Source organism: Tritonibacter sp. AK171, from assembly GCF_030127025.1.
GTDB classification, from domain to species: domain Bacteria; phylum Pseudomonadota; class Alphaproteobacteria; order Rhodobacterales; family Rhodobacteraceae; genus Epibacterium; species Epibacterium mobile.
The window spans coordinates 1,430,404-1,455,268 of record NZ_CP126134.1 but is presented as its reverse complement, the minus strand read 5'-3'; the positions used below and the strand labels follow the sequence as shown (position 1 = coordinate 1,455,268).

The following is a 24,865-nucleotide window of genomic DNA, read 5'->3' as shown; positions in this document are numbered from 1 at the left end:
CGACTTCAAAACCGACATAACCTCTGGAAGTAAGGTGTCATGTCAGCTCTCCGCGGTCAGTCCTTACGCCCCGACCAAGGGCGCAACATGCCATCGGCCCAACCACAAAGCGATCACAAGACGCGGTAAACGTGTGGAATTTGTCGATAAACTCAGACGCTGACAACCGAAAAGCTACCGAAAAGCTCTTCGCTGATACAGATGATGGGCAAGCGTCACTTAAAAACCCATGGATCGCGCGCTGCAATAGTGGGGCGCGGGGCGTCTCATTTGGGTGCAATGCGATTAGAATTGAACGTGTCTTGCGTCAATCTGGTAACACAATAGAAAACCTCAGCGCCCAGAGTCGCCCGTGATGGCCTGCGTTAAAATGTTTCTCGTAGCGCCGATAGATCGTAGTGCTGGGGGACGTATGGAACGCGATGAATGGATCAACCGCCGCCTTCATGGGGATGGTGTGGTTGAGCTTCAATTGGGGCATGCGCCCGAAAACCGGCTGACCGCAGAATTTCTAAATGATTTTGAACGCGAAATCAGAGAGATGTCAGCAGATCCTGATGTTAAGGCGGTGTTGTTGACCAGCCCGTTCAAAGATTTCTCTACCGGGGTCGATCAGGAACTTGCGGACGCCAGGGCACTTGCGCCGGATCTGAACGCGGCGTTTCTCGCGCTCTATGCCTTTCCCAAGCCTGTGATCATTGCGACGGTTGGTCTGTGCTCCGGAGCGGGGATGTTTTTTGTGCTCGCTAGCGATTTGCGTGTGGCGCACGCGCGCGCGGGATTTGAATTGATCGATGTGCAGCTTGGGCGTGAGTACCCCGTTGCCTTGATGGAGATTGCGCGCGCGACGCTCGACGCAAATACACAGCGCCGGTTGATGCTAACCGGGCAACGTCTGGGTCCGATTGCCGCCCGAAATGCGCAGATCATCGAGGTGCTTGCGGATGATCTTGAGGACTTGCATGGCTATGCGTTGAAAGAAGCGCGCAAAATGGCGCGGCTGCCCGGACAGGCCTATGCGAAGATCAAACGTGATCTGCGTATCGACACGATTGAGCGTATTGAGACCCGTCTGGATGACGAGCTTCAACCCGCCACGCATGCCTCGCGACTTGCGGGGTAGCACAGTCTGCTTGGCCTTCGAGAGCGGGCTATGTAAACACGGGCAAAGACCCTTGCGTTGGAGCCAAGTGACATGATCGCGAACAAGATAGAAGTGCGCCGCACCGAAGACGGCCAGGTCATGGTGAGCAAGGGCACTTGGTCGGATACCTTCCCCGAAGAGCAACGCGAGGCTTGGGCGAAGTGGTACGAGCAAATGCACAATGACTATGCCTATGATGGCTATGCCTTAATGGCGCAGTCTTTACGTGATCTAACCTGAACGGACACAGGATCTGACCTGCGCGGATACAGAGGGCTAAATTCTCGATTGAGGGAAGTGGCGCACCTGAGAGGATTCGAACCTCTGGCCTCTGCCTTCGGAGGGCAGCGCTCTATCCAGCTGAGCTACAGGTGCGTCTGCTGCGCGATATACGCGGCTGCCGAAAACACTGCAATGGAAAAATGGCCACCTCTGGTAATTCATTGAATTCTCTGGAGAGACCGCAGCGCATTCCGACCATCCACATGACAGAGATCATATAGAGGCTATAGACGTGAGAACGGGCGCGCTGTGAGGTCACAGCGCGCGATCCGATCAACATAGGGTGGCGGCGACCTGTTAGCCGCGCCAGGTGCGAACGACGCCGCAGTCCATATGAACGAAATTCGAGCCGTAGTAACGTCCTACTCCGCCCGCCTTACATGCCTGAGCGGCTTGAGCCATCTGGCTCACCGATCGTGATGCAAGACGAAGATCTGCCGCCTGACCCTGCATGTGAAGCGATTTCTTCGCTACACCACGAGAGCGGCTGCGCAGCATCGCATTGGTTTGCGGGCTACGGTAACCAGACAACAGCAAGTAAGGCTCATTCACCTCAAGAAGGTTCAGAGAGGCTGTCATGATGTCAATCGTGCGCAAATCGATGGTCTTGACCTGATCGGTCCGCCAATCGCGCATGAAGTGATTGATCTCCTTAACCGCGTCTTTGATGTATTTGCCATCGATCCAGTAGATCATGTCCAGACGCTCGCCCGTGCGACCGGAATACATACGAAGTCTGCGGATGTCGCCGCCTCCACGAAGGAAGCCGGCGGCTTGGGAGTAAGTAGGGGCTGCTGCGACTGTTGTGGCCGCAAATGCCTTTAGGAGTGCTCGACGGGAAAACCCGGTATTTTTTTCTGCCATTGTGATGAGCGTTGTCCCATACGCTTTTGATTTCACAGGTCCCGAAGTTTCGGGATATTTTAGCGCTCTGTTGCGCAGAAGCTATATGCCATAGAGAGAATCGACTGCCAACTGGTGAATGATCCCTTACCCGAATGCAGTGTTTTTTCGGCAAAAACTTGCGCAACAGGGGAGTGCGCGGGGTATTTTCCCCCTCATGTCATGGAACATTTTGCGGCTATTGGGGTTTCGGGGCATCAGTGCTCTGCGATCCGCGTGCCTGATGCAAAAGTGAGTAGACTTGCAAGGGCGACGTTTACCAACACTTGGATACAGTCTATCCGGACGTTTGCGTTACACACTGGAGTTTATTGAAAAATGTCGCTGGCCCGCGCCCCTAAGTTCTCTTCGTTTGTCACCGGTGGCATCCTTGCCGCAGTCATGGGCGCGTCCGTATTCCTTGCGCAAGAGGCCAGCGCCGCGAGCACCGGGTTCCGTCAGGCCGTTGCTGAGATGGCCTGGGAAGACGACGCGGTTGCCAGCTACTACCGTCAAAACGACTACGCACCTATTTGGACCGCCGATACACCAGAATCAGCCGCGCGTCGGCGGGCCTTGATGCAAGCCCTCGAAGAAGCCTCGATGCACGGGTTGCCAGACATGTCGGTGCGCGCCTCGGAGTTGGTGGAACAGATGCGTTCGGTGCGGTCCACCCGTGATCTCGGCGCGGTTGAGGTCGCCTTGAGCCGGGCATTGGTCGATTACGCGACCGATCTTCAGACCGGGCTTATCGACGCTCCCGCCCGTATCGACGAGGGAATTGTTCGCAAAAAACATCAGGTGGATGCTGCGCGTTTCCTTGAGGGGATTTCAAAAGACCGGCCAGCGGCCTTCCTTCAGAAACTTGTGCCTGCATCGCCGCAGTACCGGGCGTTATTGCGCGAAAAGATGCGTCTTGAGACATTGATGAATGCCGGTGGCTGGGGGGCAACCGTCCCGGTGAGCAAAATGGAGCCGGGCGACAGCGGGCCAAATGTCATCGCCCTGCGGGATCGTCTGGTGTCTATGGGCTATCTGCAACCAACTGCGACGCGCACATATGACCTCTCGCTTGAGGACGCAGTACGCCGGTTTCAGGGCGAACATGGTCTGGAGGTGGATGGTGTTGCAGGTGAAGGCACCCTGACCGAGATGAACCGTCCGGTCACTGACCGCATCAAATCTGTATTGGTCGCCATGGAACGGGAACGCTGGCTGACACCGGAACGTGGCGCGCGCCATATCCTCGTGAATCTCACGGATTTTTCTGCAAAGATCGTCGACGATGGGGAGATCTCATTTGAGACCCGCTCCGTCATTGGCAGCAACAGAAGCGACCGACGCACCCCGGAATTCTCGGATGAGATGGATCATATGGTGATCAACCCGAGCTGGTATGTACCGCGCTCGATCATTACCAAAGAATATCTGCCCAAACTCAAGAACAATCCCAACGCGCATAGCTATATCGAGATCACCGACAATCGCGGTCGGGTGGTCAACCGCAACAGCGTTGATTTCAGCCAGTTCACCGCGCGCAGTTTCCCGTTTGCGATGCGCCAGCCTCCCAGCAGCCGTAACGCGCTTGGGCTGGTGAAGTTCATGTTCCCCAACAAATACAATATCTATCTGCATGACACGCCGCAAAAGAGCCTGTTTGGCCGTGAGGTGCGGGCTTATTCGCATGGCTGTATCCGCCTGCAAAAGCCGTTTGATTTCGCCTATGCGCTTCTGGCGCCGCAAACCGAAAACCCCAAAGATTATTTTCACCGGGTGTTGAACAGCGGCAAAGAAACCAAGGTGTCGCTTGAGACCAAAGTGCCGGTTCATCTGATCTATCGTACCGCTTTCGTGTCGCAGGATGGCCGGGCGGAATTCCGCCGCGATATCTATGGACGTGACGCAAAGATCTGGTCCGCTTTGGAACGGGCAGGGGTGGCACTCCCCGGCGTTCAGGGCTAAGTCTCGGGCCAGGATCCGCTTTTGGAGGAATGGCCCGATGTTCACCGTTCGTGAGATTGCCAATGCACTTGGCGCTGAGGCCGCAGGCAACTTAGATCTGCGTATCGCGCGCGCTGCAGAGCCACAGGAAGCCACGGCCGATGCGTTGGCCATGGCAATGTCACCCAAATATGCTGAGGCTCTAAAGGACGGTGCCGCACGTGTGGCGCTTGTCTGGGAGGGGGCCGACTGGCAGGCGATGGGCCTTGAGGCGGCAGTATTTGTGACGCGCCCACGGCTCGCGATGAGCGGCGTCACCCGGATGCTTGACCTTGGGCAGCGCGAAACGGCTGGCATCCACGCCTCGGCTGTGATCAATCCCAGTGCCAAGATTGGCGCAAATGTCACCATAGGCCCTCTGACAGTTGTTGGGCCTGATGCGGTGATCGGGGATGGGTCGCTGATTGGCGCACATTGTTTTATCGGCGCGGATGTCACAATCGGCAAAGACGCCAATCTGCGCGAGATGGTTTCGATTGGGGCACGTGTCTCAATTGGAGATCGTTTTCGCGCCCAGCCCGGCGCGCGGATCGCGGCAGATGGGTTTTCCTACGTCACACCGGAAACTTCAGGTGTAGAAAACGCCCGCAAAACTCTGGGTGATCAGGGCGATACCAAGGCGCAGTCTTGGGTACGTATCCACTCTCTGGGATCTGTTCGGATCGGCGATGATGTCGAGGTGGGGGCCAACTGTACAATCGACAATGGCACGATCCGCGACACCGTGATTGGCAACGGCACTAAGCTGGATAACCAAGTTCACGTCGGACACAATTGCCGCATCGGGAATGACTGTCTGTTGTGTGGGCAAACCGGACTGTCTGGCTCCGTTGATATTGGCGACAATGTTGTTCTGGGCGGGCAATGTGGCGTGGCCGACAATGTGTTTATCGGGGATCGGGTTATCGCAGGTGGCGGCACCAAAATTCTCTCCAATGTTCCAGCTGGGCGGGTGATGATGGGTTACCCGGCGGTCAAGATGGACACCCACACGGATATGTACAAAGTGCAACGTCGTTTGCCGCGGCTGATGCGCGATATCGAAGCGTTGAAAAAGGCTGTTTTCAAATAACCACGCAGTCAGTACACCTCTGACAATCTTATCTCCCGCAGGAGCCGCCTCATGAGCACGCAGGACAAGGTCATCGCAATCATCGCAGAACAAGCGGTGTTGGAGCCCTCGGATGTTTCTCTCGACAGCACGCTGGAAGATCTGGGGATCGACAGCCTTGGTCTGGTAGAGAGTATTTTTGCCATTGAAGAGGAGTTCGATATCACGATCCCCTTTAACGCAAATGAGCCCGAACAAAGCGATTTCGATATATCGAATGTAGCCGCCATCGTGGAAGGCATTGATAAGCTGGTCGCCGAAAAGGGCTGATCGCCTTTGCTGGGGGCGGACAAAAGGATTTGCGATGAAACGCGTTGTGATTACCGGCGCCGGGACCATCAATGCGCTGGGGCATTCGGTCGCTGAAACCTTCGAGTCCATGCGCGAGGGGCGCTGCGGAATCGGTGAGTTGGACTTTCGTGACGTAGATCGTCTTGCGATTAAGATCGGCGGGCAAGTGCGCGATTTTGAAGCGGAAGGTCGCTTTAATCGCCAGCAAATGGTCCTCTATGATCGCTTTACGCAGTTCACCTTGGTGGCTGCTGCGGAGGCCATACGGCAATCTGGGTTGGAATTCACCGGCGATCTTGCTGCACGGTCTGGTGTTGTATTGGGAACCGCCGGAGGTGGTGTTTCCACATGGGATGATAATTATCGGTCTGTCTATGAGGACGGAAAGAACCGGGTTCATCCTTTTGTTGTTCCAAAACTCATGAACAACGCAGCCGCCAGCCATGTCTCCATGGAGTACAACCTGAAGGGGCCGAGTTTTACGGTCTCCACCGCCTGTGCATCGTCAAATCATGCAATGGCGCAAGCCTTTCAGATGGTGCGCAGTGGGATGAGCCCCGCGATGGTCACTGGTGGTTCGGAATCGATGCTCTGTTTTGGCGGCGTGAAGGCCTGGGAAGGCCTGCGCGTCATGTCCAAAGATGCGTGCCGCCCCTTTAGCGCCAACCGTAACGGCATGGTGCAGGGGGAAGGCGCAGGTATCTTTGTTTTTGAGGAATATGAACACGCCAAGGCCCGTGGCGCGGATATTCTCTGCGAAGTGATCGGTTATGCCATGAGCTCCGACGCCGCTGATATCGTAATGCCAAGCAAGCAAGGTGCGGCGCGCGCCATCTCTGGTGCCTTGCGCGACGCACAGATAAATGCTCAGGACGTGGGCTATATCAACGCTCACGGCACTGGCACCGCTGCAAACGACAAAACAGAATGCGCTGCGGTGGCCGATGTATTCGGCCCTCATGCGGATAACCTCATGATATCTTCGACAAAATCCATGCACGGACATTTGATCGGGGGCACGGGCGCGGTTGAGCTTTTGGCCTGCATCATGGCGTTGCGCGAGGGGGTGATCGCGCCCACGATCGGATATGAGGAAGCCGATCCAGAATGCGCGCTGGACGTGGTTCCCAATGAAGCGCGTGAGGCCAAGATCAATGTCGCACTTTCAAACGCGTTTGCGTTTGGAGGGTTGAACGCGGTGCTTGCGCTAAAGCGCGTTTAACTCTTTGAACAAAAAAAACACCCGCCAGACAACGGTCTGGCGGGTGTTTTTCATGCGTAGACTTGCGTCTTACTGCTTTACAACATCCACGGCGTTGAAGCCTGCGGTGAAGCCTTTCAGCGACATCGGCACGGCAACAGTGGTCTCCGGCGATGGTGCGGGGCGCAGGCTAAAGATCGCTTGGCTGCCCTGTTTGAACGCGTTGATATCTGCTTCTGTCAAACCGATCTGCGCAATGCAGCCTGCCGCATTACAGAAAGAGAAGTTGTAACGCTTGCCCGGTGCGCCATCGACGGAAACCGTAAGCCCTGCGGGGAGCAAGGTTTCAAGCGGCGCGATGACGGTTGCGCCAGCCACAGCCTGGCCACCGGCTTGATCGATGCGGAACAAGGAGACCTCGGCGACGGGGCCGCCTTCATCGTCCAAGAGAACTTGCAGCAATGAGCAAGGATCTTCGCCGGATTGGGTGCGCACACAGGCCAGGTCCCAATCGCCAAATTTTTCTTTGGAATAACGCTGACCAACCTGCAGGGCCGCATCAGCTGGTGTACCCAGATCCAGCAGCTGGTCTGCATTCGGCGCTGGCGCCTCTGCATCTTGCTCTGCAGTTTCTGCAGTCTGATCGGTGGTTTCCTGATCTGTCGTCTCTTGCGCCACCAGCGGGGTTGCCGCGAGGAGGAGAGCGAGAGAGACGGAGCTGAGGGATTTCAACATGAATGCCTCTTCTGTTTGAATCTGTCTTCGCCGTTTACCACGGCATATGGTGAGTGTCAGGGGAATAAAGTCGCAGTCCCCAGCATATCCCTGATTTCCGCCGATATTCTGTGAGGTTCTGGCGTGAGACGCCGCATCCGTGGGTCATATGGGGCGGCTCGTATAGGAAATACGGCATAAAATACGAAAAAAGGGGACCGAAGCCCCCTTTTTGCGTCTACATCTCCCCGTCGGACTGGCCGACTTAGTTATTATTCAGAAAGTTACGAGCGAAATCGTCTTCGGTCAACATGGAATAGAAAAAAAATCATCATCGGACTCAGCAGAGTGTTTTATGCCAGATTTACTGTGGAAATATGACAGGGGGGCTCGTGGGATGTGGCATGAAAAAAATGGCCGTGCACTAAGGCACGGCCAGTCTGACAGGGAGGAAATGTCCGTCAGCTCAACCGCATTCGAGCCAACGGGCAAGTTCACGCTGGCACATAAAGGTTAACATTGTATTTTGCTTAAGGTGCAGTTTCAGGAGACGAGCAGGGATGCCAAAGGAAATATTCATCGGTGGCGGGGGGCTTGACTATGGTGACCCTCAGTATCTGACGTTGAAGTACGCCAACCGACACGGGTTAATTGCAGGCGCGACGGGTACGGGGAAAACTGTTACACTTCAAATCCTTGCCGAGAGTTTCTCCAACGAAGGCGTGCCAGTGATCCTTGCGGATGCCAAAGGAGACCTGTCTGGTCTTGCGCGTTCCGGGAGCGAGGCGGCCGAGCTTCACGACGCATTCGTGAAAAGAGCGCAAAAAATCGGATTTACCTCGTTTTCCTATCACGACACGCCAGTCACTTTTTGGGACCTCTTTGCCGAACAGGGCCACCCGGTGCGGACCACAGTTGCCGAGATGGGGCCTCTGCTGCTCTCAAGGTTGCTGGAATTGAGCGAGGCACAGGAAGGCATATTGAATATAGCCTTCAGGCTTGCGGATGAGCAGGGGCTTGCGCTGTTAGACCTCAAGGATCTGCAAGCGCTGCTGGTTTGGGTTGGCGAGAACCGGGACAGCCTGTCGCTGCGGTACGGAAATGTTTCAACTGCATCTATCGGTGCGATTCAACGCCGACTGCTGGTGCTGGAAAACCAGGGAGGTGCGCGCATGTTTGGCGAGCCTGCCTTGGATCTGTATGACCTCATGCGCCATGATGACACGGGACGCGGTATGGTGAACATCCTTGCCGCTGACAAGCTGATGGCCTCGCCAAAACTATACGCGACGTTCCTGCTGTGGCTTCTGAGCGAGTTGTTTGAGAGCTTGCCCGAGGTGGGTGATCCCGAAAAACCCAAGCTGGTGTTCTTTTTCGATGAGGCGCATTTGTTGTTCGAAGATGCGCCTAAGGCACTGATTGATAAAGTAGAACAGGTGGCTCGCCTGATCCGATCCAAAGGCGTCGGGGTCTATTTTGTCACGCAATCCCCGGACGACATTCCAGAGGATATTCTGGGCCAGTTTGGTAATCGCATCCAGCACGCCTTGCGGGCGTTCACCGCGCGGGATCGCAAAAAGCTGAAGCTCGCAGCGGAGACCTACCGCGAGAACCCACGTTTCTCGACAGAAGACGCAATTCGCGACGTCGGCGTAGGGGAAGCCGTGACATCGATGCTCGAAAAGAAAGCTGTGCCCGGCGTGGTCGAGCGCACGCTTATTCGTCCCCCCTCCAGCCAACTTGGACCAATCACGGCAGCTGAACGTAAAGCCGTGATGCAAGATTCTGTAATGTCAGGGAAATATGACGAACCTGTAGATCGCAGATCGGCCTATGAGATCTTGAAAGAGCGGGCCGCACGCGCCGCGCAAGAGGCAGCCGAAGCAGAAGAGCAGGCCGATGCCGCGCCAGATCCAGTGGTACGCGAATTCAGCGCAGCCAGACGCTATAGTGGAAGCCGGGTTGGTCGCTCTACGGCGCGGCGGATTGGTGGGGGGGATACCTTTGCCTCTGCGATGTCAGAAGCCGTCATCAAGGAACTGAAAGGCACCACGGGCCGACGCATTGTGCGCGGCATACTTGGTGGATTATTCAAAGGCCGCTAAGAGTAAAAAGGCCGGAACATCAATTTGTTCCGGCTCATTCTTTAGATGTTTTCGCAGAGCGCTTAGCCAATCCGGTAGTTTGGAGACTCGCGCGTGATCTGCACATCGTGCACATGGCTTTCCTTAAGCCCAGCGCCAGTGATGCGAACGAATTCGCATTTTTTGCGCATATCATCCACGGTCGCGCAGCCGGTGTATCCCATCGCAGCCCGCAGACCGCCGACCAGTTGGTGGATCACCGCACCAGCGGCACCTTTATAGGGCACCTGACCTTCGATCCCTTCGGGCACCAGCTTGTCGCTGGCCGCGTCTTTTTGGAAATAGCGATCGGCAGAGCCGCGCGCCATTGCTCCCATGGACCCCATACCGCGATAGGATTTGAACGATCGGCCCTGATAGAGGATGACCTCGCCCGGAGACTCGTCTGTGCCCGCAATCATGGACCCAACCATGGCGCAGGACGCGCCTGCTGCGATGGCCTTGGCGAAGTCGCCAGAGAATTTGATGCCACCATCGGCGATCACAGGCGTATCGCCCGCAGCGCTTGCGCAATCCATGATTGCTGTGAGCTGGGGCACACCCACGCCAGCGACCATCCGCGTGGTACAAATGGAGCCCGGACCAATGCCAACCTTGACCGCATCCGCACCAGCGTCGATCAACGCTTGGGTGGCGGCGGCGGTTGCGACATTGCCTGCAATAACCTGAACATCGCTCGACAAGGCTTTGATACGTTTGACAGCTTCGATCACGCCCGCCGAATGGCCGTGCGCAGTATCAACCACAACGACATCAACGCCCGCATCGATCAGAGCTTCGGAGCGCTCAAACCCGCTGTCGCCAACGGAGCTTGCCGCGGCGACACGAAGGCGGCCCAAGTTGTCCTTCACCGCTGTGGGATTTAGCACCGCTTGTTCCGTGTCCTTCAGAGTCAAAAGACCGGTCAACTTGCCATCTTTGTCGGTCACAAGGAGCTTTTCGATCCGTCGTGCTTTCATCAAGGAGATGGCTTCTTCGCGTTCTGCCGGCTCTTGCAGCATGGCGAGCTTATCGGAGGTCATCATGACCGATACGGGCGTTTTGTCATCGGACGCAAAGCGCATGTCCCGGTTGGTGACGATCCCGACCACACGGCCATTGTTATCGACGACCGGGAAGCCGGTCACGCGGTACCGCTCCTGCAGCGCCTTGGCATCTGCCAGTGTCTGGTCTGCACGCAATGTGATGGGGTTGTAGACGATCCCGCTCTCAAAACGCTTGACCCGGCGTACCTGCCGGGCCTGTTCTTCAACGTCGAGGTTTTTGTGGATCACGCCCATGCCGCCCGCCTGGGCCATGGTGATCGCCATGCGCGATTCCGTTACTGTGTCCATCGCAGAACTCAGAAGCGGAATGTTAAGCGAGATAGCACGGGTCACCCGCGTGCGTGTGTCTGCCGTATTTGGCAGGACACTGGATGCGGCCGGAACCAGCAAAACATCGTCAAAGGTGAGAGCCTCACGAATCTGCATCTGTCTTCCCCATGCAAAACACCGTTTGGCGGTGACCCTATTGCACAGTTCTGCAAAAGGGGGAAGGGGGGGGCTGGACATTTTTCGCCGCAACGCGGCACCAATTTGGCCGGAGGCTGATGCAGATCAAGGATTTATCGCAACAGCTGGATATTGCAAACCTGTGAATTTTGCGCGCGGAGATGACTATGAACGCCCCTCTCGATGGATTGATCATTTTGGACCTGACACATGTACTCGCGGGGCCCTATGCCTCGATGACGCTTGCTGACCTTGGCGCACGCGTGATCAAAGTGGAACGTCCCGGCTCGGGAGACGACACCCGCGCTTTCCCGCCGTTCAAAGGCAGTGAGAGCGCCTATTTCGCGACCATCAATCACGGCAAGGAAAGCATCGCGCTCGACCTCAAGAATGTTGATGATCGTCTTGTTTTTGATGAGTTATTATCGAGAACGGATGTGATCCTAGAGAACTATCGCCCCGGTGTCATGGAGCGTTTGGGATATGGCTGGGAGGATCTGCATACCAAGTATCCGAATCTCATCTACGGTGCGGTTTCTGGCTTTGGGCACAGCGGGCCCGACAGTCAGCGCCCGGCCTATGATATGGTGGTTCAGGCCCGTGGTGGTGTGATGTCGATCACCGGAGAGCGCGACCGAGAGCCGGTTCGCGTCGGGGCCTCCATTGGCGATATTGCAGCCGGTATGTTCTTGGCGCAGGGCATTTTGGCAGCTTTACTCCACAGACAGCAGACCGGAGTGGGCCAGAAAGTAGACATCGCGATGCTGGATTGCCAACTCGCCATGTTGGAGCATGCGATTGCACTGACCACAATCAGTGGAGAGGCGCCGCGGCCATCCGGTGCCCGGCACCCCTCAATCACACCGTTTGAGACCTTCCATGCGTCAGATGGGCTCTTTGTGATTGCGGCGGGAAATGACGTTTTGTTCGCGCGCCTGTGCGAGGCGCTGAGACTTCCGATTGCCGAAGATGAGCGTTTTGCAACCAATCCCGCAAGGTGTGAAAATGCGCGCCTTCTCAAGCGGTTGATTGAGGCTGTTACACTGGAAAAGGGCAAGCAGCACTGGATAGACCTGCTTACAGAAGCGGGCGTTCCGACCGGGCCGATCCAGAATGTGGCCGAGGTTTTGAAAGATCCGCAGATACGTGCGCGCAACATGGTGGTTGATGTGCTCGATCAAGCGGGGAAACCCGCATATGTGGCTGCGGGAAACCCAATCAAGATGAGCGCGTTAGCTGACCCGAGCACCCGACCTCCTGCGCCAAAGCTTGATGAGCATCGCCAAGAGATCCTCGATTGGTTGGAAAGCTCCTGATCTTGTTCAGGAATTGATATCAAATGCCGCCGATGGAACAGAAAACGGCGGTGTTCGACTTTCTTGGTTTGAAAACTGCCATATGCTCCGCATCAACTGCGCAGTACTCAAGGGCTAGAGACATGTCGAACGATCCCCTCGTCGTGTTCACACCATCCGGCAAACGTGGACGATTTCCTGTTGGCACACCAGTGCTTACGGCCGCACGTCAACTCGGGGTCGATCTTGATTCCGTCTGTGGTGGCCGTGGCATCTGTTCCAAGTGCCAGATCACGCCGTCTTATGGTGAATTCTCCAAACATGGTGTGACGGTTGCCGATGATGCCCTGTCCGAATGGAACAAGGTTGAGCAGCGCTACAAGGATAAGCGGGGATTAATCGATGGGCGTCGACTGGGCTGTCAGGCCAAGATCGAAAAAGACGTTGTGATCGACGTCCCGCCGGAAAGCCAGGTGCACAAACAGGTGGTGCGAAAGCGGGCCGAGGCGCGTGATATTGTCATGAACCCCTCAGTCCGGCTTTTCTATGTCGAGGTGGAAGAGCCTGATATGCACAAACCCTCCGGCGATCTGGAGAGACTGTGCGAATCTTTGGAAAAGCATTGGAACATCAAAGGTGTAAAAGCCGACCTTCATATCCTAAGACAGATGCAACCCGCACTGCGTAAAGGCGCGTGGAAGGTCACCGTTGCCGTGCATCTGGGGGGTGATGGTCAATCACCGCGCATCATGCATATCTGGCCTGGCTACTATGAGGGCAGTATCTATGGGCTGGCGGTGGATCTCGGCTCCACCACGATTGCGGCGCATCTGTGTGATCTCAAAAGCGGTGAGGTTCTGGCGTCGTCTGGCATTATGAATCCGCAGATCCGCTTTGGCGAAGACCTGATGAGCCGCGTTTCTTATGCGATGATGAACAAGGGCGGTGATCAGGAGATGACCCGCGCCGTGCGCGATGGCATGAACGCCCTGTTTGTGCAAATTTCCGAAGAAGCACAGATTGATCAGGCGCTGATTATGGACGCCGTGTTTGTCTGCAATCCGGTGATGCATCACCTGTTCTTGGGGATTGATCCGTTTGAGCTGGGCCAGGCCCCCTTTGCGCTGGCCACGTCAGATGCGCTTGCGCTTGAGGCACGCGATCTTGATTTGAATCTCCACCCCGCAGCGCGCGTCTATCTGCTGCCTTGTATCGCTGGCCACGTCGGTGCGGACGCTGCCGCAGTTGCGCTATCCGAAGCACCGGATAAATCCGAAGACCTCGTGCTTGTGGTGGATGTGGGAACAAATGCCGAGATCCTGCTGGGGAATAAGGATAAAGTCCTTGCTTGCTCCTCTCCGACCGGTCCCGCATTTGAGGGCGCTCAGATCTCGTCGGGGCAACGCGCAGCCCCGGGTGCTATTGAGCGCGTCGAGATCAACCCCATCACCAAAGAGCCGCGTTTTCGTGTGATTGGCTCAGAGATATGGTCGGACGAGGACGGGTTTGAGCAAAGCATCGCAACCACGGGAATTACCGGCATCTGCGGATCTGGCATCATTGAGGTGATTGCTGAGATGCGACTGGCGGGCCTGTTGGATGCGTCTGGTCTCATTGGCTCTGCTGAGCAAACAGGCAGCGCGCGTTGCGTTCCCGAGGGGCGCACCAATGCCTATCTTTTGTGGGATGGCAGCGCCGAGGGTGGTCCGCGCATCACTGTTACAAACCCCGATATCCGCGCGATCCAGATGGCCAAGGCGGCGCTTTACTCCGGGGCACGTCTGCTGATGGATAAGATCGGTGTCGACACGGTGGACCGCGTCGTTCTGGCGGGGGCTTTTGGGGCGCATATCTCTGCCAAACACGCGATGGTTTTGGGGATGATCCCGGATTGTCAGCTCGACAAAGTCACCAGCGCAGGCAATGCGGCAGGGACCGGGGCGCGGATCGCGCTGCTGAACACCGATGCCCGGCGCGAGATCGAGAACACAGTGCGCCAGATCGAAAAGATCGAGACCGCAGTCGAGCCCCGCTTTCAGGAGCATTTTGTAAACGCCTCTGCGATCCCCAATTCCGCCGATCCTTTCCCGATCTTGGTAAGCGTGGTGACCTTGCCTTCGGTGAGTTTTAACACCGCAGGTGCCGAGGGCGGGCGTGGTGCCGGACGCCGCCGACGTCGCGCCACCTGACCAATCTGTCTCGCCGTCAAGCGCCAAAAGCGCTTGTGGCGCGCAGGGCGCGGACGATAGAGAGGCATCTAACTGAAACGTCGCCTGCGTATCGCATGGCGTCTTCTGGATTGGATGCTGTCATGACACCGGGCGCACGCGTACAAGCGGCTATTGAAATTCTCGACGAAATCCTCGCGGGTCAGGCGGCGGAAAAGACCCTGACCAATTGGGGGCGTCGCAGCCGATTTGCCGGTTCAAAGGACCGCGCCGCCGTGCGTGATCATGTTTATCAGGCGCTGCGGTGCCGCCGGTCTTATGCGGCCTTGGGTGGCACTGAGACGGGGCGGGGTGTGATGATTGGTGCGTGCCGCGATCAGGGCATTGATCCAGCAGATCTGTTCACAGGGCAGGGACATGCGCCCGCCCCATTGAGCGAGTCTGAGCAAGCGCATGCTGGCACATTTGAGAGCGACGCAGAAAAAAACGATATCCCGGAGTGGCTCTGGCCGGTGTTCGCGCGCAGCCTTGGCGCGCAAACGGAAGACGTGGCCCAAGCGCTGAGAGCGCGCGCATCGGTTCACCTGCGGGTGAACCTCCTGAAGGGGGATCGTGACGCTGCAATCAGCAGGTTGCAGCAGGACGGTATCTCTACGGAACCTCATGAAGCGTCACCGACAGCGTTGGTCGTGACGGAGGGCGCGCGGCGGGTGAAAAACGCCGAAAGCTACCTCTCGGGTTTTGTGGAATTGCAAGACGCGGCCAGTCAAGCAGTAGTGGATGCGTTGCCATTGCAAAACACCCCCCGTGTGCTGGACTATTGTTCCGGCGGTGGGGGGAAGGCGCTGGCGATTGCGGCATTACGCGATGGGACAGTTTACGCACATGACGCAGATCCACGGCGCATGCGTGACATCCCGGAACGCGCGGCACGTGCGGGGGCCGACATCACCTGCCTCGATACGGCGGATCTCTCAAAGAGCGCGCCTTTTGATCTGGTGCTGTGCGATGCGCCTTGCAGCGGAAGTGGTTCATGGCGCCGAGATCCCGAAGGCAAATGGCGGCTGACCCCAGACGCGCTGGATGAGATCGTCGCGCTGCAATCCAAGATCCTTGACGATGCAGCGCAGCTGGTGGCGGATGGGGGTGTTCTGGCCTTTGCGACCTGTTCGATGCTGGATGTCGAAAATCACAAACAAACGCAGGATTTCTTGACCCGCCACTCGGGCTGGGAACACTTGAGCGAGAGCGCATGGCATGTGCATACTGGAACGGACGGGTTCTATGTGTCGGTGTTCCAACGGGCCGGATAGCATTAAACTATTGGAAAGTTTCTCGATCCGGTGCTGTGGTTAACCTCGCTTTAACCATGCATGCCGTGATAGTGCGGCATGAAGATTGTTAACGGAGCCGCAATGATTGGTCGCTCGTCCTCTATCGTCCCCAGCCTGAAAATTCAGACGCCGGAACAGGCGCGACTGGTGGCGACCTTTTTCTTGTCGGCGCTGCTGATCGTGTTGCCTTGGATTTTGCCGGTGCCGGATTGGATCGGCCGGGCATTGGTCGCGGTCGGCCTGACGCTAGGTGGCGTGTCTGCGATGATCCTGATCCAGACCCGGGTACGTCAGGGTGCGCGCGCCATGGCGAGTGAATTGCTGACCGGCTTTATCGATAAAGATGCCTCTGCCAGTTTTGTCACCGACGATGACGGTGTCATCCACGCCTGTAACACAGCGGCGCTCAAGCGGTTTGAAGGCACGGAAAGCGACACCATCTCAGGAACATTGCGATCGGTTCTGGCCAATCCTTCTGCCGTCCTGTTTCGTCTGCAAAGTCGCGCTAAGCTCGAAGGTTCTGCGCGCGAAGATATCGTCACGCGCCGTGGGAATGTGCGCCTCGCGGTGCATGAAATGGCCAACGGCAGCTTCCTGTGGCGTGTTGAGGACATGGGAGAGCGGCCGACTGGACGCACCGCCGATGCAAGCCCCGTTCCGATGATTTCCGTAGGACGTACTGGCGCGGTTCTGTTCATGAACGAGTCTGCGCGCAGCCTGATTGGGGAGCGGGTGAAATCCACTGAACGCCTGTTTACATCGCTGCCGGTCATTCCGGGGCGCATCAATACCATCATGACCAAGAGCGGTCCTGTTGAAGTATTGGTCAGCGAACATGCCCGCGGGCAAGGCCGCAGTGAGATTTATTTCATGAAAGCGGTGGTCGAGGACAGCGGACCTCATACCGGGTTCGAAAGCCTGCCGGTTCCGCTTCTAAAGGTGCGTCCGGGCGGCGAGGTTTTGTCAGTGAACCGTATGGCCATGCGCCTATTGGGCATTGAGGAGGCTGAGGGCGTACAACTCGGCCAGTTGATGGAGGGGCTGGGCCGCCCCATGAATGACTGGCTGCAGGAGACCGCCAAGGGGCTTGCGCCGCATAAGTCCGAATTCCTGCGCGTGTCTCGTGACGACAAAGAGGTCTTTGTTCAGGTCACACTCACGCGCATTATCGAGGATGGTGAAACGCTGCTGATGGCGGTGCTCAATGACGCAACAGAGCTGAAGACCCTTGAGGCGCAATTCGTTCAAAGCCAGAAAATGCAGGCGATCGGTCAGCTTGCCGGTGGTGTTGCGCATGATTTCAACAACCTTCTCACAGCGATTGCGGGTCACTGCGACCTGCTGTTGCTTCGCCATGATCAGGGCGATCAGGACTATGGCGATCTGATCCAGATCCATGAAAACGCCAACCGCGCCGCTGCTCTCGTGAGCCAGCTTTTGGCCTTTTCGCGCAAGCAGACCTTGCAGCCCGAAGTGTTGGATGTGCGCGAAACACTTTCTGACCTGACACATCTGCTCAATCGGTTGGTTGGGGAAAAGGTGTCGCTGACACTCAGCCATGATCCTGTCATGCGCTCCATCCGTGCAGATAAGCGACAGTTGGAACAGGTGTTGATGAACCTCGTGGTGAACGCGCGTGACGCGATGCCCCATGGCGGTGAAATTCGCGTCGAGACTGAGGTGGTCGCGCTCGACACCGCCTTGGAGCGTGACCGCGCCGTGGTGCCGCCGGGAGAATGGGTGACTATTCAGGTCAGCGACGAAGGCACTGGTATCTCGCCGGATAAGCTGCAAAAGGTGTTTGAACCCTTCTACACCACCAAGCGCACGGGCGAAGGCACTGGCCTCGGCCTGTCGACCGCCTATGGTATCATCAAGCAGACTGGCGGCTTTATCTTTGTTGATTCCGTTCTGAACCAAGGCACCAAGTTCACGCTCTACTTCCCGGTCTACCGCAGCGATGCTTCGGCAAGCGTCGATGAAACCGTAGCGCAAACCAAGGCCAAGGCCCCCGCGGCGCAGCATGGCGAAGGGGTTGTGTTGCTGGTGGAGGATGAGGCGCCGGTGCGCGCCTTTGCGTCACGCGCGCTCCGGATGCGCGGCTACACGGTGCTCGAGGCCGAATCCGCCGAGGAGGCACTCGACACGCTGGAAGACCCGAACCTCAGCGTCGATGTCTTTGTCACCGATGTCATCATGCCCGGCATGGACGGCCCCACCTGGGTGCGCAAGGCGCTTGAAGAACGCCCCGGCACCAAGGTTGTGTTTGTCTCCGGCTATTCCGAAGGGGCCTTTGGTGATGCGGAACCGGATGTGCCGAACTCCGTGTTCCTGGCCAAACCTTTCTCGCTCAGCCAGTTGACCGAAACGGTGCAGTCACAGCTGCAATAGGCTGTCTCAGCGCGAGATCGTCCCATAAAGCGCGAACTCCTCCGGGTGTTTGCGCTTTAGTTTTTCCTCGGTGGCTGTACTCAGGCTCAGATCACCATCGGGACTGACGTTTTCCTGCTGCGTTTCAATGCGAAGGCCGGTGCGATCCTGCATGAAGGCATGAAAGGGCGCGAGGTTCTCATAGGCAAAGAGATGCGTCACACGGCAGCCGTTGGGTTGTGCCTCCAGAAACTTCGCCTGACTGCCGACATTGGCATGCGGCGGGCGTTTGCCGCGGCAATAGTCGGTGACAAACTCATCAAAGCTCATTTCTTTGGTCGAGGTTGGCCGACCATCCAGATGCGGCCTCTGGCGAAAACGATACCAACTGCCAAGCCAGCTGATCGGCTCGCGCATGATGGCAACCACCTCCAGTTCCGCACCGCACACCTTCTCATACATTGGTCGAACCCAGCGATTATAGCGGTAGAGCGGCGAGTGTTTGAGCTCTGGTGGATCTGAAATCACCAGATCCGCATGTGGCCGGAGCGCGGATTGCAGCGCGGTTGTGCCGGTTTTCGGAACCGATAGCAGCACCAGCCGTGCGCGGTAAAATACCATCATGACGTTAAAGCTCCGGCAAATAGTTCAATGTGTCAGGGTTTTGTAAACCGATCCTTAACTATGTTGCCAGTCCCGTAGAGGGACATGAAATTCCCTTGCAATGTTCTTGTTTTGACCCCATAAGGAACAATAAGAGAACAAAGCAGTCATTGTCGTCTGCCTCCGGGTGTGACACATAGAGAAGGATACGGGTACTATGGCGGATCTATTGACCATGAAGGACGACAAGAAGAGCGGCGACAAGCAGAAAGCCTTGGACAGCGCGCTTGCCCAGATCGAACGACAGTTCGGCAAGGGCTCGATCATGAAACTCGGCGATGGCACAGCCTTGCAGGAGATCGAGGCAAGCTCCACCGGCTCGCTTGGTCTGGACATCGCGCTTGGCATCGGCGGCCTGCCGATGGGCCGCATTGTTGAGATTTATGGACCGGAGAGCTCCGGTAAGACCACGCTGACGCTGCACTGCATTGCGGAACAGCAGAAAAAGGGCGGTGTCTGCGCCTTTGTGGATGCGGAACACGCGCTTGATCCGCAATACGCTAAAAAACTGGGCGTTGATCTGGACGAGCTACTGATTTCGCAGCCCGACACCGGCGAGCAGGCGCTTGAGATCACCGACACGCTGGTGCGCTCCGGTGCGGTGAACATGGTGATTGTCGACTCCGTGGCAGCATTGACCCCGAAGTCAGAGCTTGAGGGCGACATGGGCGACAGCAACGTCGGCGTGCAGGCCCGCCTGATGAGCCAGGCGATGCGCAAGCTCACCGGCTCCATCAGCCGCTCCAAATGCATGGTGATCTTCATCAACCAGATCCGCATGAAAATCGGCGTGATGTTCGGTTCGCCCGAAACCACCACCGGCGGCAACGCGCTGAAGTTCTATTCCTCCGTGCGTCTGGACATTCGCCGCATCGGCTCGATCAAGGACCGGGATGAGGTTGTCGGCAACGCCACCCGCGTCAAGGTGGTGAAGAACAAGGTCGCACCGCCGTTCAAGCAGGTCGAGTTCGACATCATGTATGGTGAGGGTATCTCCAAGATGGGCGAGTTGCTCGACCTTGGTGTGGCTGCGGGAGTGGTCAATAAATCCGGCGCGTGGTTCTCTTACGGGGATGAGCGGATCGGGCAGGGGCGTGAGAACGCCAAGACCTATCTGCGCGAAAACTCTCGAATTGCGCTAGAGATCGAAGATAAGATCCGTGCCGCACACGGGCTTGATTTCGACATGCCGCCCGAGGCGCAGGATGATGACGTCCTGTTCGAAGGCTGACGATGCACGTCACCCTAGAGGAACTGAATGCGGCCTTGCCGCATGTGATGGCCGCCCCGAAAGATCGGGCGGCCATTTCCATGTTGTGCCTGCGTCCGGCCTATAATCAACGCCGCTTTGTCGAGGAGATCTCGGTGACGCCCGAGGGCGGCATCCCGGGCGAGCGTTGGTCCAGCCGCCCGTGGCTGACGCTGGAGGGTGGCGCGCCCCATCCCGACATTCAGGTCTGCATCCTGTCAAAGCGCGTGCTGGATCTGGTCTGGCGCAACCGCGAGGAGGTGCCGCACCCCGGCGATACATTCATCGTGGATATGGATCTGTCGGAGGAAAACCTGCCTACGGGCCAACTCTTGCAGGTGGGCAGCGCCGCGTTGCGGGTGTCTGACGTCTTCAACGATGGCTGCGTCAAGTGGAAAGCCCGCTATGGCGCTGCGGCCAAGGATTGGGTGAACCTGCCGGAGAACCGTGCGCTGCGCCTGCGGGGGATACTCTGTTCAGTCGAACGCGCCGGGTCGTTTTCCAACGGCGATCTTATGATCAAAAAATAGCGCTCAATCCCACTGTTTTCTTTGGGAAACTGCCACATGCGCTTTGGGCGGTGGACAGCCCTGCATGGGCGCGATAAACCGCTTTGGACTGTTCCAATCACATCTAGAGAGCCGCGTTGACATGCCCAGCTTGAACGACATCCGGTCGACCTTTCTGAACTATTTTGCCAAGCAGGGCCATGAGGTCGTAGACTCAAGCCCGTTGGTGCCACGCAATGATCCAACGCTGATGTTTACCAACTCCGGCATGGTGCAGTTCAAGAACTGCTTCACCGGCGTGGATCGTCGTGATTATGTGCGCGCCACCTCTGCCCAGAAATGCGTGCGTGCTGGCGGTAAACACAATGACCTCGACAATGTGGGCTACACTGCGCGCCACCATACGTTTTTCGAGATGCTCGGAAACTTCTCCTTTGGAGATTATTTCAAGAACGAGGCGATCCCTTTTGCGTGGGAACTGATCACCGGCGAGTTTGATATCCCCAAGGACAAGCTCTACACAACCGTCTATCACACAGATGACGAAGCCTTTGAAATCTGGAAGAAAGTCGGCGTTCCAGAGGATCGGATCATCCGGATCGCGACCTCTGACAACTTCTGGCAAATGGGCGATACCGGTCCCTGCGGTCCGTGCACCGAGATCTTCTATGACCACGGCGATCATATCTGGGGTGGCCCTCCGGGCTCGCCCGAGGAAGACGGGGATCGCTTTATTGAGATCTGGAACCTCGTGTTCATGCAGAACGAGCGGTTTGCAGATGGGTCCATGGTTGATCTCGACATGCAATCGATCGACACTGGCATGGGGCTGGAGCGGATTGCGGCGCTGTTGCAGGGCACTCATGACAACTACGAGACCGACCTGTTCAAATACCTGATCGAGGCCTCGGCGACGGTCACCAACAGTGAGCCGTTCGGCGATCAGAACGTGCACCATCGCGTCATCGCCGACCATTTGCGGTCCTGTTCCTTCCTGATTGCCGAAGGTGTGCTGCCCTCCAACGAGGGACGGGGCTATGTGCTGCGCCGCATCATGCGCCGCGCCATGCGTCATGCCTCCCTGTTGGGTGCGACCGATCCGGTGATGCACAAGCTGGTGCCAGCTCTGGTCAGCCAGATGGGCGCGGCCTATCCGGAGCTTGGTCAGGGTCAGGCGCTCATTGAGGAGACGTTTGAGCAGGAAGAAACCCGCTTTCTCAAGACCTTGGACCGTGGTCTGAAACTGCTGGACGAGGCGTCTGTGGATCTGAACCAAGGCGACGTGCTGTCCGGCGAGACCGCGTTCAAACTCTACGATACCTTTGGCTTCCCGCTCGATCTGACCCAGGACGCCCTACGCGCCAAAGGGGTCGAGGTCGACACCGATGGTTTTGATGCTGCGATGAAGGCTCAAAAAGAGCAATCCCGTGCCGGTGGTATTGGTCTGGGGGACGCTGCGGATGTCAAAGTCTATTTCGACATCGTGGATGCCGAGGGCACGACCGAATTCCTCGGCTATGAGACCGAGAAAGCCGAGGGGCAGATCGTTGCATTGGTTAAGGATGGCGCAAAGGTCGACAAAGTGACCAAAGGCGACAGCGTCCAGATCATCCTGAACCAGACCCCGTTTTATGGCGAGAGCGGTGGTCAAGTCGGCGACACTGGCGTGTTGACCGTTGAAGGCGGCGCCGCGCGGATCACCGATACCAAGAAGGTCGAGGGTCTGTTCCTGCATATCGCTGAGGTGACCGAAGGCGAGATTTCCGTGGGCAGCGGCGCGGCGATGGAAGTCGATCATACCCGCCGTAGCCAGATCCGTGCCAACCACTCTGCGACACACCTGCTGCACGAGGCATTGCGCAACGCGCTTGGTGAACACGTGGCGCAGAAGGGCTCGCTCAATGCGGCGGAGCGTCTGCGGTTCGATTTCAGCCACAACAAGGCCGTCAGCCAAGAAGACCTGACGAAGGTCGCCTCGGAAGTGAATGATTTTATCCGTCAAAACTCTCCGGTAAGTACCCGGATCATGACCCCGGATGATGCCCGTGCCTTGGGCGCACAGGCGCTCTTTGGTGAGAAATACGGCGAAGAAGTGCGCGTGGTCTCCATGGGGCGCGCCGACACCGGCAAGGGTGCCGATGGTGATACCTACTCCATCGAGCTTTGCGGTGGTACGCATGTAAAACAGACCGGCGATATCGGGACCTTTGTGATTCTCGGGGATAGCGCGTCCTCTGCTGGGGTGCGCCGGATCGAGGCACTGACCGGTGCGGCAGCCTTTGACCACTTGGAGCGCGAAGCGGCCCGCATGGCGGAGGTCGCCGGAGCACTCAAGGCGCAGCCCGCTGACGTGATGGACCGTCTGAAGGTGCTGATGGATGAACGCAAGGCACTGCAAAATGAGATTTCGAATCTCAAACAGCAGATCGCCATGGGCGGCGGCTCCGACGGTGGCGCGGAAACCAAGGAGATCGGTGGCAAGACCTTCCTCGGTCAGGCGCTTCAAGGAGTGTCCGGCAAGGATCTGCGTGGTTTGATCGACGCCCATAAGCAGAAGATAGGATCCGGTGTGATCCTGTTGATCGCCGAAGATGACGGCAAGGTTGCGGTCGCCGCTGGTGTGACCGATGATCTGACCGGTGACATCTCGGCTGTCGATGTGCTGAAAGCGGCCGTTCCTGCGGTTGGTGGTAAGGGCGGCGGTGGCCGTCCCGATATGGCGCAGGGCGGCGGCAAGGATTTTTCTGGCGCCGCAGAGGCCATCAAGGCCGCCGAAGCACTATTGGAAGGAAAATAGACATGCCCGCACTCTGGATCGCTCATGTGACCGTCACCGATGCTGACGCCTACGGCAAATATGCCGAGCTGGCAGGCCCGGCAATCGCCAAGCACGGCGGCGCATTCATCGCCCGCGGCGGGCGGTTTGTTCAGCTGGAAGGCAAGGAACGTCCGCGTAATGTGGTCGCAAAATTCCCCAGCGTTGAGGCCGCCGTCGACTGCTATAACAGCCTCGAATACCAGGAGGCGCTGAGCCACGCGCGCGATGCCTCTGAGCGGGAACTGATGGTTGTTGAAACCGACGCCTGAGCAGGAAAAATCTGTGCAAAACAGAAGATTGGGCTGCGCGTTTCGCGTGGCCCTTTTTCATGATTAACAGTGCCTTGACGTCTCGGTGACAGGATATCGCGACGAGTCGAGGAGAACATCATGTGCCGTTGGGCCGCGTATATCGGCGCTCCAGTCTATCTGGACGAAGTTGTGTGCAAACCAGAGCAATCGCTGGTCGCACAATCGATCCATGCCTTTGAATGTAAAACACAAACCAATGCCGATGGGTTCGGAATTGCGTGGTATGACAGTCGTGAGGAGCCGGGGCTCTACCGAGACACGCATCCGGCGTGGTCTGATCCCAACCTGCGGTCGATCACTCATCAGGTGCGCTCCGGTCTGTTTTTGGCGCATGTACGCGCCTCGACCGGCACCGCAACCAGCCGCAACAATTGCCATCCTTTCACGCATGGGTGCTGGTCATTTATGCACAACGGACAGGTTGGCGGATTTGAGAATTTCCGCCGCCGGGTCGACATGATGATCCCGGACGAACTATATGGCGCGCGTAAGGGGGCCACGGACAGTGAGGCCTTGTTCCTGATCGCAATTGCGGAGGGACTTTATGAAGATCCCAAAGGCGCGATGCAGCGGGCGGTGGGGAAACTCGAAAGCCTGAGTCGGGAGTTCGGCCACACACCCCATATGCGGATTGGTGCCGCCTTTAGCTGCGGCGGCGCGCTTTATGCAGTGCGTTATGCCTCCGATCATCTGGCACCGACCGTTTACAGCAGCAAGACAGCCGACGGCCGCGGGCGTCTGGTGGTGTCTGAACCCTTGCATAAGGGAGAGTGCTGGCAATCCGTGCCCGCCGGGTCCTTCTGTCGATACACAGCAGAGGATGCGGAAATAGAGGATTTTGTTCCTGTTCTTTGATTTAACATGCAGAAATGAAAAGGCCCGGTC

Annotated in this window: 20 protein-coding genes and 1 tRNA gene; 16 read left to right on the top strand and 5 right to left on the bottom strand. The window is 57.3% G+C overall.

From position 1 onward, the window contains the following. Positions 1-412: 412 nt before the first annotated feature. On the top strand, positions 413-1,123 hold the full coding sequence (locus QNI81_RS06895; RefSeq protein ID WP_283967789.1) for an enoyl-CoA hydratase/isomerase family protein: 711 nt from the start codon (positions 413-415) through the stop codon (positions 1,121-1,123). Between the two features lie 72 nt (positions 1,124-1,195). Beyond that, a complete protein-coding gene (locus tag QNI81_RS06890; RefSeq protein ID WP_005615490.1) occupies positions 1,196-1,384 on the top strand; it encodes a hypothetical protein in 189 nt (62 codons plus the stop codon). 58 nt (positions 1,385-1,442) lie between these two features. Here QNI81_RS06890 and QNI81_RS06885 read toward each other — a convergent pair. Both QNI81_RS06885 and mepK read right to left on the bottom strand, forming a co-directional pair. After that, positions 1,443-1,519, bottom strand: a tRNA-Arg gene (locus QNI81_RS06885). A 204-nt stretch (positions 1,520-1,723) separates the two neighbouring features. Further along, positions 1,724-2,290 (bottom strand): peptidoglycan L,D-endopeptidase MepK, encoded by a 567-nt coding sequence (gene mepK / locus QNI81_RS06880; protein WP_039983777.1) that lies wholly within the window; start codon positions 2,288-2,290, stop codon positions 1,724-1,726. A gap of 357 nt (positions 2,291-2,647) precedes the next feature. Here mepK and QNI81_RS06875 point away from each other — a divergent pair, with 357 nt between their 5' ends. From QNI81_RS06875 to QNI81_RS06860, 4 genes are read left to right on the top strand one after another with little or no spacing between them, the layout of a single operon-like run. After that, positions 2,648-4,270, top strand: a complete 1,623-nt coding sequence (locus QNI81_RS06875; RefSeq protein WP_283967788.1) for a L,D-transpeptidase family protein — start codon at positions 2,648-2,650, stop codon at positions 4,268-4,270. A 37-nt stretch (positions 4,271-4,307) separates the two neighbouring features. Beyond that, a complete protein-coding gene (gene lpxD, locus QNI81_RS06870; RefSeq protein WP_283967787.1) occupies positions 4,308-5,381 on the top strand; it encodes a UDP-3-O-(3-hydroxymyristoyl)glucosamine N-acyltransferase in 1,074 nt (357 codons plus the stop codon). A 51-nt stretch (positions 5,382-5,432) separates the two neighbouring features. Further along, positions 5,433-5,690: an acyl carrier protein gene (locus tag QNI81_RS06865; protein WP_283967786.1), complete on the top strand. Its 258-nt coding sequence runs from the start codon at positions 5,433-5,435 to the stop codon at positions 5,688-5,690. A gap of 34 nt (positions 5,691-5,724) precedes the next feature. After that, positions 5,725-6,933 (top strand): beta-ketoacyl-[acyl-carrier-protein] synthase family protein, encoded by a 1,209-nt coding sequence (locus QNI81_RS06860; RefSeq protein ID WP_065321818.1) that lies wholly within the window; start codon positions 5,725-5,727, stop codon positions 6,931-6,933. 69 nt (positions 6,934-7,002) lie between these two features. Here the strand turns inward: QNI81_RS06860 and QNI81_RS06855 are convergent, their stop codons facing one another. Then, positions 7,003-7,647: an invasion associated locus B family protein gene (locus tag QNI81_RS06855; protein WP_005615507.1), complete on the bottom strand. Its 645-nt coding sequence runs from the start codon at positions 7,645-7,647 to the stop codon at positions 7,003-7,005. A 539-nt stretch (positions 7,648-8,186) separates the two neighbouring features. Between QNI81_RS06855 and QNI81_RS06850 the strand changes: the two genes are divergently transcribed. Continuing rightward, positions 8,187-9,731 carry a helicase HerA-like domain-containing protein gene (locus tag QNI81_RS06850; RefSeq protein WP_283967785.1) on the top strand — a complete coding sequence of 515 codons (1,545 nt, stop codon included), beginning with the start codon at positions 8,187-8,189 and terminating at the stop codon, positions 9,729-9,731. A 62-nt stretch (positions 9,732-9,793) separates the two neighbouring features. On the opposite strand, the gene guaB is transcribed toward QNI81_RS06850, so the two are convergent. After that, positions 9,794-11,242, bottom strand: a complete 1,449-nt coding sequence (guaB, locus tag QNI81_RS06845) for an IMP dehydrogenase (RefSeq protein ID WP_283967784.1) — start codon at positions 11,240-11,242, stop codon at positions 9,794-9,796. 188 nt (positions 11,243-11,430) lie between these two features. Here guaB and QNI81_RS06840 point away from each other — a divergent pair, with 188 nt between their 5' ends. From QNI81_RS06840 to QNI81_RS06825, 4 genes are all read left to right on the top strand, one after another. Further along, on the top strand, positions 11,431-12,579 hold the full coding sequence (locus QNI81_RS06840) for a CaiB/BaiF CoA transferase family protein (protein WP_283967783.1): 1,149 nt from the start codon (positions 11,431-11,433) through the stop codon (positions 12,577-12,579). Positions 12,580-12,701: 122 nt separating this feature from the next. After that, positions 12,702-14,747 carry an ASKHA domain-containing protein gene (locus QNI81_RS06835; protein WP_283967782.1) on the top strand — a complete coding sequence of 682 codons (2,046 nt, stop codon included), beginning with the start codon at positions 12,702-12,704 and terminating at the stop codon, positions 14,745-14,747. A gap of 122 nt (positions 14,748-14,869) precedes the next feature. After that, a complete protein-coding gene (locus QNI81_RS06830) occupies positions 14,870-16,039 on the top strand; it encodes an RsmB/NOP family class I SAM-dependent RNA methyltransferase (RefSeq protein ID WP_283967781.1) in 1,170 nt (389 codons plus the stop codon). Positions 16,040-16,141: 102 nt separating this feature from the next. Continuing rightward, positions 16,142-18,451 (top strand): ATP-binding response regulator, encoded by a 2,310-nt coding sequence (locus tag QNI81_RS06825; RefSeq protein WP_283967874.1) that lies wholly within the window; start codon positions 16,142-16,144, stop codon positions 18,449-18,451. Between the two features lie 6 nt (positions 18,452-18,457). Here the strand turns inward: QNI81_RS06825 and QNI81_RS06820 are convergent, their stop codons facing one another. After that, positions 18,458-19,054 carry a gamma-glutamyl kinase gene (locus tag QNI81_RS06820; RefSeq protein ID WP_283967780.1) on the bottom strand — a complete coding sequence of 199 codons (597 nt, stop codon included), beginning with the start codon at positions 19,052-19,054 and terminating at the stop codon, positions 18,458-18,460. 196 nt (positions 19,055-19,250) lie between these two features. Here QNI81_RS06820 and recA point away from each other — a divergent pair, with 196 nt between their 5' ends. The 5 genes from recA (at position 19,251) to QNI81_RS06795 (ending at position 24,835) form a co-directional block, all read left to right on the top strand. Then, positions 19,251-20,324, top strand: coding sequence for a recombinase RecA (gene recA, locus QNI81_RS06815; RefSeq protein WP_009179137.1), 1,074 nt, complete (start codon positions 19,251-19,253; stop codon positions 20,322-20,324). A 2-nt stretch (positions 20,325-20,326) separates the two neighbouring features. After that, the gene (locus QNI81_RS06810) at positions 20,327-20,872 is read left to right on the top strand and encodes a hypothetical protein (RefSeq protein WP_283967779.1); all 546 of its coding nucleotides are present in this window, start codon (positions 20,327-20,329) and stop codon (positions 20,870-20,872) included. Positions 20,873-20,993: 121 nt separating this feature from the next. Continuing rightward, positions 20,994-23,648 carry an alanine--tRNA ligase gene (gene alaS / locus QNI81_RS06805; RefSeq protein WP_283967778.1) on the top strand — a complete coding sequence of 885 codons (2,655 nt, stop codon included), beginning with the start codon at positions 20,994-20,996 and terminating at the stop codon, positions 23,646-23,648. A gap of 2 nt (positions 23,649-23,650) precedes the next feature. Then, positions 23,651-23,938, top strand: a complete 288-nt coding sequence (locus tag QNI81_RS06800) for a DUF1330 domain-containing protein (RefSeq protein WP_283967777.1) — start codon at positions 23,651-23,653, stop codon at positions 23,936-23,938. 120 nt (positions 23,939-24,058) lie between these two features. After that, positions 24,059-24,835, top strand: a complete 777-nt coding sequence (locus tag QNI81_RS06795; RefSeq protein WP_283967776.1) for a class II glutamine amidotransferase — start codon at positions 24,059-24,061, stop codon at positions 24,833-24,835. The last annotated feature ends 30 nt before the right edge of the window (positions 24,836-24,865 follow it).